Origin of the sequence: Desulfovulcanus ferrireducens (assembly GCF_018704065.1) — a bacterium.
GTDB classification, from domain to species: domain Bacteria; phylum Desulfobacterota; class Desulfovibrionia; order Desulfovibrionales; family Desulfonatronovibrionaceae; genus Desulfovulcanus; species Desulfovulcanus ferrireducens.
This window is the reverse complement of the sequence record NZ_JAGUQP010000004.1, coordinates 1-15,221: the sequence shown is the minus strand read 5'-3', so window position 1 is coordinate 15,221 and position 15,221 is coordinate 1. Positions and strand designations below refer to the sequence as shown.

Here is a 15,221-nt window from a genome sequence, read left to right as displayed (position 1 = left end):
GAAAGGGCACTTATATCTCTCTAAGAGAGAAATCAAGCTAGTGATGTGAGATTTTCTCTGAAATGAGCAGGAAATTTTTTCAATTGGCAGCACCGTCATATGTCATTCCCGGGACGGTCGGTGAAAATTGTCTGGTTTTAAAAGATAAGGTTCGGGAAGTAGGCCTGACTTTATTTGAGACAGAGGCTTGTTTAAACTACACAAGTCAGGACATACCGTCCGAAGTTGCAGCTTTAAATCTTAAGTTTCATGTCCATTTGCCCCTGAACTATGATTGGACTCTCGGGGCAGAAGAAGTTTTTAATTTGACCACAAAGTTACTACAAAAGGTGCACTTTTTAGGTCCGGATAAATTTGTTCTTCATCCCCCGGAAAATGAAAGAGACTTGGATGCATTTGCCTCTTTGTGGGGGGGTAGACTTGAGAAGCGGGGAAAAGGGGAAGCGGGGACAGGGAGCAAATGGGAATTAAGATGGCAGGATTTGTTGGTGGAAAATATAGCCGAGAATAGCTTGACTGGGTGTTGGGATGTGGTGTGTGCTAAAAATCTTGGAGTATGTCTGGATTTAGGGCATATTCTGGCATATGATCAGTGGTCTCTTTTAGACTTGCCCACGTTATGGGAGAGGGTTAGGCTGTTACATGTTTATGGGCTGGAGATAGATAAAAAACACTATGGATTAGAGAAATTAAATGAGGAAGGAAAAGAATTGTTGCGCTGCATTCTAGAGCAGGTTAGGGCAGGGACAACTCTGCTTCTGGAAGTTTTCAGCCTTGCCGAGTTTGTCCACTCTAAGCAGATGTTAACTGACTGGCTGCATTCCTGGGGGATAGAGCTTGTTTAGCTTGGTCCTTGGCGGAAATAAGTCCGGGAAAAGCGATTTTGGCCTGGAGTTACTGCTTAAGGGGAAAAGCCCTCATTTACTTATAGTAACCGGCAAAGGCTTTGATTTTGAGTTCAAAAAACAGATAAAAGATCATAGATTAAAAAGAGATCCTAGGCTTTTTGTCCACGAGATTGGAACTGATTTAAGTGTTTGTTTAAAGGCCAGGGAGAAGGATTGGGCCACCATTTTGGTGGATAGTCTGGATTTTTGGCTTTTTTCCCTTTTTGAACAGGGAAAATTGGAAGAAGGGATTAAAGATTTCTTCTCTCTTTTAAAAAACTGGCAGGGACAGGAGATAATCTTCGTTAGTTCGGAAATAGGTCTTGGTCCTATACCAGTTTCCGGAGAGATGCGTCGATTTGTGCGCGCTTTGGGAGATGTTAATCAAAATCTGGCTAGGTTGTGCGCGCAGGTCTATTTGGTCCTGGCTGGGATTCCTGTGCGGATAAAATAGCGTTTGTTGAGTTATCCTTAAACCTTATACCTCTACTTAAATAATGGCATACTTTCGCAACTTAGATCAAAAAATCAAAGAATTATTGGGGTTATTTGAAAAAGATCAGCGTTGGCTTATTGTTATCAATGCTGACCCCGATGCATTGGCTTCAGCTATGGCTTTGAAACGCATTATGGCCAGACGAGTACGGGGAGTGGGTATTGCACATGTCAATGAAGTGTCCAGGCCGGACAACTTAACCATGATCAAACTACTACGCATTCCCACACAGAAGTTGACCCCCCTTCTTAAGGCCCAATATGATAAATTTGCCATGGTGGATTCTCAGCCCCATCATCATCCGGATTTTGCGAATATAGATTTTTCAATTGTTTTAGATCATCATCCGTTAAAAGATGAGTCGCTTCAGGCTGAATTTCACGAGATCAGGCCGGAGTATGGAGCGAATAGCTCTTTAATGACCGAATATTTGTATAATTTAAAAATCAGGCCAGGTAAGCTTTTGGCCACGGCCTTGGTTTATGGCATCAAGACTGATACCCAGAGTTTTGAGCGTCCGTTTAGTGATGTGGATATTCGTGCTTTTAGGTATTTGACTAAATTCTACAATCCCCTTCTCCTGCAGAAGATTGTCCGTTCGGAGTTTCGCAAGGAATGGCTCAAGTACTTTTCCCAGGCTTTTAAAAAGGTAAAGATTTTGGGCCAGGGTTTAAGTGTGTTCATGGGCACAGTGGACTCTGCTGATATTCTAGTTATTTTGGCTGATTTTTTCTTAAGGATTCACAATGTTTCCTGGGACTTGGTCAGTGGATTACACGAGGACAAACTCGTAGTAATTTTTCGAGGGGATGGCTTGCGCCGAGATATGGGTAAAATGGCCGAACAGATGTTTGGTGATTGCGGGCCGGCCGGTGGCCATAGGTCCATGGCTAGGGCAGAGATCCCTTTGAGTAAATTGGAGCGAACCCACCCCCAGCAATTTATCTGGCAAAGATTGGGAGACTATAGAAAACAAAAAGGCAAAAGGACAAAAAAGGCAAGAGGGTGAGAAGCTGAGATGATGAGAGGTTGAGAGGGGATTAGATAAATTACCAACCTACAAAGGTTACAAACCGCCTTAACCTTTCTTCCTACCACCAATAGACTAATAATAAACCATTCAATAAGCAAAAATGAAAAGAAGGCAAAAGCCAAAAACTGTAGAAAGCATCAGAACCAGGTTAAAGTTGACGAGAGAGCCTATATTTCTGGTCGATGGGAGTTCTTTTTTATATCGAGCCTTTTATGCTTATCCGGATTTAAAGCGCGCTGATGGTTTCCCCACCAATGCCATCTATATTGTCTTACGCATGCTTTTTAAGATTATTAAAGAGGAAAGCCCAAAGTTTTTGGGTTTCTTTCTGGATGGCAAGGGTCCTACTTTCCGGCATGAACTTTTTGAGCCCTATAAGGCCAATCGGTTGAAGATGCCAGAGAACCTGGCTCTGCAGATCGAGCCTCTTTTGCAGGGAGTAAGAAGCCTGGGGCTGATGACCAAAGTCTTGGAAGGGGTAGAGGCAGATGATTGTATTGCTAGTCTGACACATAGATTTAAGCAAGATTATCCAATAGTTATAGTCGGCTCGGACAAAGATTTATGGCAGCTTCTGGATAAAAATGTATTCGTTTGGGACCCCGGGCAGAAAAAAGAAAAGTTGATCACTCTGGAAACATTTGTCGCTCAGCAGGGACTTAAGCCCGAGCAATGGCCGGATTTCCAGGCCTTGGTCGGGGATAAAGTGGACAACATTCCTGGCGTACCCGGTGTTGGGCCCAAGACAGCTTTAGCCTTGCTTAAAGACTTCCCTTCTTTGGAAGAGTTGCGGGCAGGTCATGATCGGTTAAAGCCAAAGATGGCCGAGAAATTAAGGCCTCATTTAGATGATCTTCTAAGTTATCGTCAATTGACACGTCTGAAAACCGATTGCTGTCAGGAGATAGAACTTGAGGACCTCAAGTGTGGGCAAATAGATACCGATGCCTTGATTTCTTATCTAAAAGAATACGAGTTTAAGTCCCTGCTTAAGGAAGTACCAGGGGCGGCGAGGTCCGAGTTTCTGGATTCGAGAGTCCGGGTTCGAGAGAATACAATAAAGCTTCCTATTAACTCCTCAACTCCTCAACAACTTAACCCCTCAACTACTTTTCGTAATCAGGAGGTAGGGCTTTTTTTTGAGCAAAACAGATGGTTTTTGGGCGTGGATTCCAAGGAGTTGGAATTTAGCGAAAGCGCTGGTTCACTAAGCCAATTAGTGGCGAGCCTGCAAGGGGCCCAGATTTTTGTCCCTAGTTTAAAAGATCTTTTGCTAAAGGATAAAATTTGGTTTGATTTGCCGACCAGTTCTTTTTTTGATCTATCTTTAAGTGCTTATCTTTTAAACCCCGAAGAGAGGAATTATAGCTGGAAAAGGCTTTACCAGGCTTTTGCCGGAGAAATCGAGGTGAGTGAGGAGAGCAAGGGGCTGGCTACGCTAAAGATGGGACAGGTTTTGAGGACGAGAATAGCACAGGCAAGTCTAGATCAACTCATGCAGGAATTGGAGACTCCGCTGGTTCCTGTTTTGGTGAAAATGGAGCAAAAGGGAATTCGTATAGACCTCCATGCTTTTAAAGAGTTTTTAGCCGAGGTTAAGGAAGAGTTAGCCAAGTTAACCGAGCAAATTTATGCCCAGGCCGGAAAGAAATTTAATATTCGCTCCAGCCAGCAATTGGCTGAAGTTTTGTTTCATGATTTAGGTCTTAAGTCCAGGCGGAAGACGCCTAAAGGGGCCCCCTCAACTTCTATTGCTGCTTTACAGTCTTTAGTCGGGGAACATCCGATCATAGAGTTGATTCTGAAATATCGAACTCTGGAAAAGCTTCGCTCTACCTATTTGGAACCCTTGCCCCAAAAGGTAGATGAGAGGCAGAGACTGCACACCCATTTTAACCAGCTTGCTACGGCTACTGGCAGATTGTCCAGTAGCGAACCCAATCTACAAAATATTCCTATTCGCGGTGAGTTTGGACCCAGAATGAGGTCATGTTTTGTGGCTGCTCCGGGTAAACTTCTGGTAGCTGCTGACTATTCTCAAATTGAATTGCGCATTCTGGCCCATATGTCAGAAGATGAGACCCTCTTGGAAGCCTTTGAGCTGGGCCAGGACATCCATTCCCGGACTGCTGCCCTGCTTTTTGATAAACCTGTCGAGGAAGTAACCCCTGGAGAACGTAGAAAGGCAAAGACCATTAATTTTGGTCTTCTCTATGGCATGGGGCCACAAAAATTGAGCCGCGAACTGGGTATATCCTTAAACGAGGCCAAGGAATTTATTCAAATTTATTTTAGTAAATTAAAAAAGGTCCAGGAATTTTACGATCATATCCAGAAAGAGGCCGAAAAAAGAGGTTATGTAACAACCATTGCCGGTCGAAGAAGGCTGCTTCCGGAAATAAATTCCAGAAATGCCAATGTCGCCGGGCAGGCTCGTCGTATGGCCATTAACACCGTGGTCCAGGGATCTGCAGCAGATATAATCAAAAAAGCCATGATATTGGTAGATAAGGATGAAGTTTTACAAAAGTTTAAGGCCTACCTTATTTTACAGGTCCATGATGAGCTTATCCTGGAAGTTGAAAAGGATTATGCACGGGATGCCGGCCAGAGGCTTTCTGAAATAATGAGCGGGGTCTATACACTGAAGGTTCCTCTGGTAGTGGATTGGGGAGTTGGTAAAAATTGGGGAGAGGCACATTAGTAGAAGTTAATGAAGTGAAGTTAAGAGGTTGCTTAGAAAGATTAGTAGCCCCTTGAAACTTAAAATTCAAACAGGAGTGAGTTGTGAATAAATTAAGAATGTTAACTCCAGGGCCAACGCCACTACCTGAAAATGTTCGTCTGGCCCTATCCAGAGACATGCTTCATCATCGCAAGGATGAATTTAAAAAAATAATGGCAGAGAACCAGGCAGGCCTGCGTTATCTTTTTGGGACACGTGAGCCTGTATTGACCTTGAGCTCTTCTGGCACCGGAGCCATGGTTGCGGCTGTGACTAACTTGTTTGCCCCGGGCGAGAAGGTGCTCGTGGTAGAGGGGGGTAAGTTTGGTCAGCGCTGGTCAGATATTGCCCAGTCACATGGCTTGGAGGTGGTAGCTCTGCCTGTAGAATGGGGCCAGGCAATAACGAAGGAAGAAGTAGAAAATGCCCTCTCCCGCTGGCCGGATATTCAGGGTGTTCTGGTCCAGGCCTCGGAGACTTCAACTGGAGTGCTCCATCCCATCAAAGACCTGGCAGAGCTTTGCCAGGCAAAGGATAAGCTTTTGGTAGTGGACGGTATTTCAGCCGTGGGAATTTCTCCTTGTCCAATGGATAAGTGGGGCATAGACTGTCTTTTAACCGGTTCGCAAAAGGGCCTTATGCTTCCCCCTGGTCTTGCTTTTATTGCCTTAAGCCCAAAGGCTTGGGAGCGCGTTAAGGCTATTGGTCCGAAAAGTTTTTATTTTAATCTGCTTAAAGAAAAAGCAAGAAGTTTGCAGAACCAGACCAATTTTACCCCGGCTATCAATCTAATCGTGGGTCTAAAAGAATGTCTGGAATATTTTAAGCTCAAGGGGCTCAAGAATATCTATAAAAAACAAAAGGCCTTGACAGAGATGACACGAGCAGGTGTTACAGCCATAGGTCTTGAACCGCTGGTCAAGGATGATTATACATTAGGACTAACATCTGTTCTCCTTCCTCCCGGTATTGATGGTGTGAAGGTTTTAAAAGTGGCTGCGCAGGAGTATGGAGTGGTCATGGCTGGTGGGCAGGACCAGTTAAAGGGTAAAATCGTGCGTATTGGGCATATGGGCTATGTGGATTGGTCGGATATTCTGGCAGGGCTTTATGCCTTACGTCAGGCTTTTGTGGCTTGCGGGGGACATTCAGGCTCCAGAGACTATCTGGAGCAGGCCATGAGTGTTTATGAAAAGGTAATAAGCGAACCTGAAAACAACTAAAAATATGCACGTCGAATTACAATTACAATCCAAGGAGGGCCGTTAGATGAGTCAGGAAAGTGAAAAGATAAAGGTCAATGATCGCAGAATCAGGTTTGATGATGAGAGTCAGGAGGTACCTCCTGAAAGTGAAGCTAAAAAAATAGAGCGAAAGAAAATGGCCAAAGATTATGAACAGGCAGCAAAGCAAGAGACTACGAACTTGCCTAAGGTTAATTTTACCACTTTTGTTCTTTCTTTAAGTTCGTCAGCCCTTATGCATTTAGGAGAGGTACCTGAGCCGGAATCCGGACAGGTAAATGTCAACATGGCCATGGCCAAGCATACTATTGATGTTTTGGCCATGCTTGAGGAAAAGACTAGGGGCAATTTAACACCTCAAGAAGATCGACTGCTTAAGGATGTTCTCTTTGAAGTACGAATGAAGTTTGTGCAAAAGGCAAAGTAAATTAGCTGTTTCAGCAAAGGCGTAAGGCGCAGGACATAAGCTAAATTGCTGGAGAGATTTTTTTGCGTCTTATGCCTTTAGTTTTTTTATTTTTTTAAACTTTAACCGGGATAGAAAAGATGGGAAAAATAGCTGTAGGGATAGTTGGGGTAACTGGTTATACAGGCATGGAACTGGTTCGCCTGTTACAGTATCATCCTTATTTTGAACTGGTTCAGGTTACTTCGCGGCAGGAGGCGGGCAGGGCCCTGCAGGAGATTTATCCTTTCCTGGAGGGCACAAGCTTGGGCCTTTTGCCTATTACTATACCGGATCCGGAACTTATGGCCAGAGATTGCGACTTGGTTTTTCTGGCTGTGCCGCATGGAACGGCTATGAATATAGCAGCTGAATTTTTAAAGCTTGGGGTTAAAGTTGTTGATTTAAGTGCGGATTTCCGGCTAAAAGATAAAGAGGTCTATGCTACATGGTATAATGTGGAACATACCCAAGAAGAGTTTTTGCAAGAGGCTGTTTATGGTCTTCCAGAAATATATGAGGCAGATATTGCGCAGGCCAGACTTATAGCCAACCCCGGATGTTACCCTACATCGGCAATTTTAGCCTTATATCCTGCCCTTAAATTTGAACTTATTGATAGTGAGCAAATTATTATTGATAGTAAGTCCGGTGCTTCTGGGGCAGGACGGTCGGCAAAAATAGGGACTATTTTTTGTGAAGTATATGATAATTTCCGAGCCTATAATTTGGGTAAACATAGACATACACCTGAGATTGAACAGGAGCTAACTTTTGCCTGCGGAAAAGAAATTTTGGTTTCTTTTAGTACGCATTTACTGCCGATAAATAGAGGGATTTTAACAACGGTTTATGCTCCTTTAAAGAAAAAAAGTTCCATTGATGAGATAATTAATATTTATAAGCGATTTTATAAAGATAAAAATTGGATACGCATCCTTCCCCGTAATATTTTGCCCGAGACTCGCCATGTCAGAGGAACCATGTTTTGTGACCTAGGGCTAGTGAAAGATGAGCGTACAGAGAGACTTATTATTGTATCAGCCATAGATAATTTGTGTCGAGGAGCATCAGGCCAAGCCATTGCCAATGCCAACTTAATGTATGGATTTGATGCGCAAACTGGTTTAAATCAGTCCGCGTTGGTACCATAAATGAATAAAGAAGATTTTTGGGAACCTATTTTTGTGGCTAGGCAGCCCATATTTGACCGAGAGCAAGATATTTGGGGTTATGAACTGCTCTTTAGACACAGTCAGGAAATGAACACGGCCAATGTTGTCGACGGCGAGTTAGCTACACAAAAGGTTATTGCTGATGGGTTTGCTTTGGCAAAATTTGGACTGCCGGAAAATGTAAAATGCCTGATCAATTTTCCCAAGAACCTTCTTATCGAAGACTTCGCTTTTGCCCTTCCCCCTGAGACAAGTGTCATTGAAATCTTGGAGACTGTTAAGCCTGAACCAGAAATAATCGCAGCATGTAAAAGGTTAAAACAAGCTGGGTATTTACTGGCTCTGGATGATTTTGTTGGCCAGCCAGGCTATGAACCTTTGCTAACGTTAGCTGATGTGGTCAAGGTGGATGTGATGCAGTTAACCAGAGCTCAGTTTGAGGAGCTGGCTGCTCGCTTAAAGAAGTATTCCTGTCAGATGTTAGCAGAAAAAGTGGAAGATGGACGTATGTTCAAGCTGGCAAAGCGTTTGAACTTTGATCTCTTTCAAGGTTTCTTTTTCAGCCGACCAGAGGTTCTTGCCGGGAAGAAATTGTCAGTTGAGGAACTGACCAAGCTACGATTATTGAAGGAGTTGAGCAGGGATGACTTTGAATTTTCCAAAATGGCTGAGATTGTGCAAAGAGATGTTTCTCTGACCTATCGTCTTCTAAAGTACATAAACTCTGCTGCCTTTGGCTTGAGCAATAAAATCAAATCCATAACCAGGGCCATGACTTTGCTGGGAAAAAAAAGATTACTAAAGTGGTTGAGAGTAGTCATTTTGTCTGAGATGAGTATCGGCCCAAGCGGTAGAGAGGTGGTCCTTCTTTCTGCTCAAAGGGGGCGTTTTTTGCAACTTTTGGCCTTGAAAGGGCAGAGTAAATTGGAGCCGGAGGCCATGTTTTTGTTGGGTTTTTTATCTCTTTTAGATGTACTTTTGAAACAGCCGATGACTGAGCTAGTGCAGGAGTTGCCTTTAGATGAAGATATTAAGAAAGGCCTGATTGATGAAGAACATCCATGTCACAGATGGTTGGACTTGGCTCGGGCTCAGGAGAAAGGTGATTGGCCAAAAGTGGCTGAACTAATCGAGGTCTTGGGGCTTGACCCTTCTGAGACAGCCATTTGTTTTACCAAAGCCTCTCTGTGGGCTCACGAAATTTTAAAAACGTCTTGAAGTAATTTCTCTTACAATTTATAAATAAAATACATTTTATTCTGCCATATGTCTGCGACAGGTGGGCAGTAGATTAACAATAAAAAAGCCGTGGTTAAGTCCACGGCTTTTTTATTGTTAATCATGGACGTAGTATGTCTATCCTATTTTTAGTTGCGAATTACCTCTTTAATAAACCAGTGGTCGCTATTGAAGCGAATCAAGCTCAGGGACTTTTTGTTGAGCCAATTTTTGAAAGGCAAAAATTAAGGCAAATAATATTAATCCTCCCGCATGGAATTTAATATTTGGATAAAGCAACAAGAAAGATGCTATTATACTCAGAATTCTTTCAAGAATGTTTAGTTTTTTAGCGAAATATCCTTCAAAAAATAACGCAAAGCAAAATAAACCTAAAAGGGATGTAATTACGGTTTCAATAACCATTACGATAGATCCTTCAAAGAGTATGGGAGTATAAACAAAGAGTAATGGAATTATATAGAGCCCCTTAGCTAGCTTCCATGCTTCAAAACCAGTTTCCAGGGGCTTGCTGCCTGATATTCCCGCTGCTGAATAGGCCGCCAAACAGACCGGAGGAGTTACATTGGCGTCCTGAGAATACCAAAAGATTAACATGTGGGCTGCTAATAAACTTGAGCCCAGCATGGTCATTGCTGGCGCAGCTAATACGGCGAGTACGATATATGATGCTGTTACCGGCAGACCCATCCCCAAGACTAACGAGGCCAGCGCAATTAAGATAATGGTTAAGAAAAGGCTTCCGCCGGCAAGTGAAGATATAAGCATAGAGAATTTGATTCCCATGCCTACGAGAAGAACTATACCGATGACGATTCCAGAGCATAACAGAATGACCCCGGTAGTAACCATATTTTGAGCGCCCAAGGCAAGGGCGTCGACTATATCTTTTAAGCCCATCCTAGTATATTTGTTCAGCCAGCTAGAAACAACTATCGCTGCTATACCAGCACAGGCAGCAAAGGTTGGGGTAAACCCATACATTAAGAATCCCATCAAGACCAAGATCGGAATAAAGAAGTTCCATCCTTGTCTAAGTACTTCAGTGACTTTGGGAATTTCCTCTTTGGTTAAAGGTTTTAGGCCAATTTTTTTGGCCCTTAAATGGATAAAAAAGGCGATGGTTAGAAAGTACATGATTGCTGGAATAAAAGCGACGGATACGATTTTTAGGTAAGAGATTTGTGTCCATTGGCTCATGATAAAAGCCCCAGCGCCCATAATGGGAGGCATAAGTTGGCCGCCAGTGGAGGCTGCGGCTTCAACAGCTGCTGCAAATTTAGCAGGGAATCCTACTTTTTTCATCATGGGTATAGTAATGGAGCCGGTTCCAACTGTATTGGCCACTGCACTTCCTGAAACACTTCCCATTAGTCCACTTGCAAAAACTGCCATTTTGGCAGGTCCGCCAATGGTTCGTCCCATCAATGAGACAGCAAGCTTGATGATAAAATCTCCCGCACCTGATTTAATGAGAAAGGCTCCAAATAAAACAAAGAGAAATACAAATGTTGAAGAGATAGTAGCGATAGTGCCAAAAATACCATCAGGGGCAAAATACATTCTATATAAGAATCTTTCCCAGGTAATACCGGGGAAATTCCACAGTCCTTCAAAATATTTACCAAGGAAAAGGGCATACATTAGAAAAAAGATAGAGAGTGAAGGTATTAACCAACCTGAAGTTCTCCTTGTTATTTCCAGCATCAAAATAATTGCTATTCCGGCAGAGATAAGATCAATTATTGTTGGTACTTCATTTCTTGCGTGCAGGGCGTCTTCAAAGAGGACAAGATATATGGCAACGGCAAGAGACATAATAGCAAGCAGAAAATCAAACTTAAATGTCTTGTGAGCTTTTTTAGGGAACATGGGATAAATGATGAATCCCAGGAAAAGGATGAGACCGTAATGCACAGCATTTCTCTGAATTTCCGGCATGATGCCAATGGTATTTATCCAGAGATGAAATAGAGAGGTGAGCACGGAAAACCAGTAAACAAGAGCTGAAGTGGTTGAGCCCAGAGTCCTTTTGGTAGTGATTACTTCTCCACTTATATCTTGAGCTGTACTTGTTTTGTTTTTTTTCTTAATCATATACTGACCCTACATGCTTGTGATGGTAGACAAAAGAAATCATTACGACAGATAAGAGCTAAAAGCTTAAATATTAAAACTAATTTAAGATATTAAGGGCGGGGATTGCCCGCCCTCACCACTATTATTCGGCTTTTAATAAGTAATCAGGAATTTTTATCCCTTTTTCTTTATAATATCTTGCGGCTCCAGGATGTAATGGCACTGGCAGACCTCTTATGGCCTTTTCAAGACTCATAGCCTTTGTGGCTTTGTGAATGTTGTGGAGAAAGGGAAGGTTTTCATATATAGTTTTGGTGATTAAATAGACTGTCTCTTCAGGAACGTCAGGTCTAACTGCCAAAAAGTTAGGTTGAGCTATAGTATGAATGTCTTCTGATTGACTTGGGTAGGTTCCTTTTTTGATTACATATCTGTTCCAGATTGGATAAACTTTGCGCACTTTTTCCAATTGTTCGTCAGTAAACTCAAGAACTTTTATCTTTTTTTCGCCTAATTGTGCGTATAGTTGAGTAACGGCTGAGACAGGAGGTCCAGCAGGAATATTGGCGCCTGCGATTCTTCCATCCATCATGGCTTGTGCAGAAGGATTGTAGCCTAAATATTCAGGGATAAGATCTTTTCCTATTTCGATTCCCAATGCTTTGAATATAGTTCTTCCTGAGCCCTCTGTACCGCTACCTCTTTTGCCGATGGAGAATTTTTGACCAAGGCCTTTTAGGTCATATAAATTACCAGATTTGACGTATTTTTTTAAAAGAACAAAGTGCTCTACATTTTCCCACAACATAGTAATTGAGCGAAAGTCTTTAATAGGATTTCCTTTATATAAGCCTTCGCCGTTATAGGCCATGGAACCAAAAAGGGCCTGCAGAATTGCAAGCTGGGCCTCGTTATTTTTTAGCATCTGGACGTTTTCACCTGAACCAGCCGAGTTGATGGCAGTAGCAGTAATTTTATATTTTTTAGCTAGCTTGATGCTAACGAGTGTTCCGATAGCTACTCCAACCGGATAGTAAGTACCGCCTGTACTAGCTGTAGCAATGATCAGACTTTGTCGACCAGCTTGTGAAGATTTTACATTAATACCTAGCACCAGAGTTAGTGCAATAAATGCAAACAGAATTTTTTTCACCACTTCTGCCTCCTTTTAGTTGATGTTTGTTCTAAATTTTATTTCGACTAACCCCCAACCGACTTTTAAGATGCGCCTGCAAAAACTAAATTTTTGCAGACTTTGTTCAATGTTCAATGTTTTCCAACAGTTATGCGCTAAGAATTTTGTAAAAAAATCAGTTTTTTGGTTTTTGCAGTAACATCTTTTAAACTTGTTTTTGAATTAAATATCTGAAAACTAATTAAAATTATGTTCGGATTCTTTAATAACAAATTCAGCAAAGGCAAAGGCTGTTGTAAAAGCTGGCGATACGGAGTTTAGAACATGGGTTGAATTTTCTGCGTGTTCCACTACAAAATCCATGACAAGTTGATTAGTTTGTTTATTTAAGAGTTGAGCCCTGATTCCGGGCTGTAGATAATCACCGAAATTATCCACATCTAGCTGCTTAACAAGTTTTTTGGCTTCATTTATAAAAAAGTTGCGATCATATTTCTTAATTTCACTAAGGGCCAGAGACCTAAAATTGAAGCTGTTAGTTATGAACAGCTTGGATTGACAGGCAATAATTTCAAGAAACTCGCTAAGATTGAATCTTTCTTTTATGGTGTAATTTTCTCGCCAAAATGCTGGGATGGCTGTGGGGCCTATCTTGACATGATTGTTCACTGTTTTAGTAAAGTGAACTCCGAGAAATGGGTTTTTTAAATTAGGTACAGGGTAGATATGTCTCTTAATGAGGTCGTCATCATTGTAGGCTAAATAGATTCCCTTGAATGGTAAAACAGTATATTGCTGGCCAATCCCAAATGAATGGGCAATTTTGTCTGCATAGAGTCCTGCTGCATTATATAGATACTTAAATTTAATCTTTTCTTTATTGGTAGTAACTTGTTTGTTCTTTACTTTTAGAAAAATTCTATTAAATAGAATTCGGACATTATTAGAAAAGTTAGAGGCAATATGATTGCAGACTAACTTTGGATTAACTGTCGATGTTGTGGGAGAAAACAATGCCTTTTGAAATGTCTTGGCGTTCGGCTCGATTTCGTTTAGCTCTTTTTCATCGATAATTTCAAGCGATACTCCATTTGTATCCCCGCGACGTTTTAACTCATATATACCATCTAATTCTTTTTCATCGACAGCAACAACGACTTTTCCACATTGATTGATAGGAATACTATTTTCTAGACAGTACTCAGTTAATGCCTTGTTTCCTTTAACAGTAAACTTTGCTTTTAAGGTATTAGCGTCATAGTAAAAGCCCGCATGCAAAACTCCGCTGTTGCGTCCACTGGCATGAAAAGCTACTTCACTCTCTTTTTCGAGTATAGTTATTTTTAGGTTGGAAAATTTTCGAGTCAGTTCACGCGCAAGACTTAATCCAACGATCCCTGCTCCTACAATCAGAATATCTGTTTCGAGCATAATCTCCTCATATATTATATTGATGATTTAGTTTTTTTGATTATTTGAGAGAAGGTTACTTAACTTATCTTTAGAGTTCAAAAATCAACATTAAAAGATTAAATAAAATATTATTACGTTGAAAGAGAGGAGGTTCAGTATTTTTTCGGCAAACGGTATTGTTCTGTCGGTTAAATGGCTTAAACGGCCTGTGAGATGGTTGCTATGGCAAATTTAAAACTTGAACCGGTTGATAATAGATGGATAAGGAAACTTTAATGTAATTTAATTGATAGCTGACTCTTGTTATGGTGTGGGCGGAAAGATTCAATGGAGCAAGTTCCTGTGATTAATTATCGATGGATGGAAAATAATGCGATAGTTATGCTAGGTAATAGTTAAATAACTCTAAATTGGTTTACTCAAGGTTTGCAAACCTTTCTAGACTCAGGATTTCTAACCTAGTAGCTAAATGGGTGGTGGTTACAGACTTAAAAAAATCAGCGTTTGTTTTGGCTGGTTGTCTAATTAAAGTTTAGCGTTGGTTTGTATAGTTTTCCTAAAAAAGAAGCGGGAATTTACCAGACCTTAGTGACACCTGTGTGATGTTGCTCCTGAGTTACAATTTGACCGGCAGTCAACTGGGTGGTTGTCAAAATTTTTGCCCTACATGCGCTCAGGCTTAGGACTGATAACTCGGGTCGCGGTTAGGCCTGGTTGGATAGAAATGGAGCATAGGCTTGTGTAAGTATTGTTTGTGCTGTATAGTGTGGCAAGATTTTAAAGTCTTGCAGATATCTAGAGATCTAGATTTTGGTGTATTGGAAATCACCGTGGTCATATGAGTGGTTTGAATCAATTTGGCGGAAGAAGTTAAAGCAACAGACTGAATATTAGATAAGGTTCCATCATGAAAAAGCATATTTTTTGCCGTTGTCTGAAGTGTTCCAAGAATTGGCCGAGGCAGGGGTGATTGCAGTTGAGTTTTTTATACCCGGCAAGTGCTTTAAAAAGACTGGTATAACTGTGGCAGGCTCAGTTATTCTGGAATATGTCTCAGAATTGGAGAGTTTGAGTCTGTTGCTCGGCCAGAGATTAATTACCAACTAGACCTTCTTTTAATATTTCTGAGCTTGTCCATGAGTTTATGTTCATAATTTAGAAAAAGTTGTGCCGGTAAAAACAACTTGATAAGATATAGTAGTTTAAAATATTTTTTTTTAATAATTCTCAACTTTCTCGTATGTTTACATCACCTGTTTTCAAATTTAAGAGATAAAGAAATAAGAATTTAGGCGTGACAGACCGTTCAACTTTCTGGTGCATCAAGACACCGTAACTCAGCTTTTGGTC

The 15,221-nt window shown here is 41.4% G+C and carries 12 protein-coding genes; 9 read left to right on the top strand and 3 right to left on the bottom strand.

Features of this window, described 5'->3' with window-relative positions:
- Positions 1-62: 62 nt before the first annotated feature.
- The 8 genes from cbiR to KFV02_RS02230 all read left to right on the top strand — a co-directional run bounded on the left by cbiR (position 63) and on the right by KFV02_RS02230 (position 9,223).
- Entirely contained in the window at positions 63-845 is a 783-nt protein-coding gene (gene cbiR, locus KFV02_RS02265) for a cobamide remodeling phosphodiesterase CbiR (protein WP_252379914.1), read from the top strand.
- A complete protein-coding gene (locus tag KFV02_RS02260; RefSeq protein ID WP_252379913.1) occupies positions 838-1,341 on the top strand; it encodes a bifunctional adenosylcobinamide kinase/adenosylcobinamide-phosphate guanylyltransferase in 504 nt (167 codons plus the stop codon). The genes cbiR and KFV02_RS02260 overlap by 8 nt, the downstream gene beginning before the upstream one ends.
- 43 nt (positions 1,342-1,384) lie before the next feature.
- Complete coding sequence (locus KFV02_RS02255; RefSeq protein ID WP_252379912.1) at positions 1,385-2,392, top strand: DHH family phosphoesterase; 1,008 nt, start codon at positions 1,385-1,387, stop codon at positions 2,390-2,392.
- Between the two features lie 124 nt (positions 2,393-2,516).
- A complete protein-coding gene (gene polA / locus KFV02_RS02250) occupies positions 2,517-5,120 on the top strand; it encodes a DNA polymerase I (RefSeq protein ID WP_252379911.1) in 2,604 nt (867 codons plus the stop codon).
- A 98-nt stretch (positions 5,121-5,218) separates the two neighbouring features.
- The gene (locus tag KFV02_RS02245; protein WP_252379992.1) at positions 5,219-6,364 is read left to right on the top strand and encodes a pyridoxal-phosphate-dependent aminotransferase family protein; all 1,146 of its coding nucleotides are present in this window, start codon (positions 5,219-5,221) and stop codon (positions 6,362-6,364) included.
- A 46-nt stretch (positions 6,365-6,410) separates the two neighbouring features.
- Positions 6,411-6,812, top strand: a complete 402-nt coding sequence (locus KFV02_RS02240) for a DUF1844 domain-containing protein (RefSeq protein ID WP_353617280.1) — start codon at positions 6,411-6,413, stop codon at positions 6,810-6,812.
- 119 nt (positions 6,813-6,931) lie between these two features.
- Positions 6,932-7,984, top strand: coding sequence for an N-acetyl-gamma-glutamyl-phosphate reductase (gene argC / locus KFV02_RS02235; protein WP_252379910.1), 1,053 nt, complete (start codon positions 6,932-6,934; stop codon positions 7,982-7,984).
- Complete coding sequence (locus tag KFV02_RS02230) at positions 7,985-9,223, top strand: EAL and HDOD domain-containing protein (protein ID WP_252379909.1); 1,239 nt, start codon at positions 7,985-7,987, stop codon at positions 9,221-9,223. It begins immediately after the preceding gene.
- 186 nt (positions 9,224-9,409) lie between these two features.
- Here the strand turns inward: KFV02_RS02230 and KFV02_RS02225 are convergent, their stop codons facing one another.
- From KFV02_RS02225 to lhgO, 3 genes are all read right to left on the bottom strand, one after another.
- Complete coding sequence (locus KFV02_RS02225) at positions 9,410-11,341, bottom strand: TRAP transporter permease (RefSeq protein WP_252379908.1); 1,932 nt, start codon at positions 11,339-11,341, stop codon at positions 9,410-9,412.
- A 124-nt stretch (positions 11,342-11,465) separates the two neighbouring features.
- Positions 11,466-12,476, bottom strand: a complete 1,011-nt coding sequence (locus KFV02_RS02220) for a TAXI family TRAP transporter solute-binding subunit (RefSeq protein ID WP_252379907.1) — start codon at positions 12,474-12,476, stop codon at positions 11,466-11,468.
- 219 nt (positions 12,477-12,695) lie between these two features.
- Entirely contained in the window at positions 12,696-13,889 is a 1,194-nt protein-coding gene (gene lhgO, locus KFV02_RS02215; protein WP_252379906.1) for an L-2-hydroxyglutarate oxidase, read from the bottom strand.
- 906 nt (positions 13,890-14,795) lie between these two features.
- Here lhgO and KFV02_RS02210 point away from each other — a divergent pair.
- A complete protein-coding gene (locus KFV02_RS02210; RefSeq protein WP_252379905.1) occupies positions 14,796-14,978 on the top strand; it encodes a hypothetical protein in 183 nt (60 codons plus the stop codon).
- Positions 14,979-15,221 lie beyond the last annotated feature (243 nt).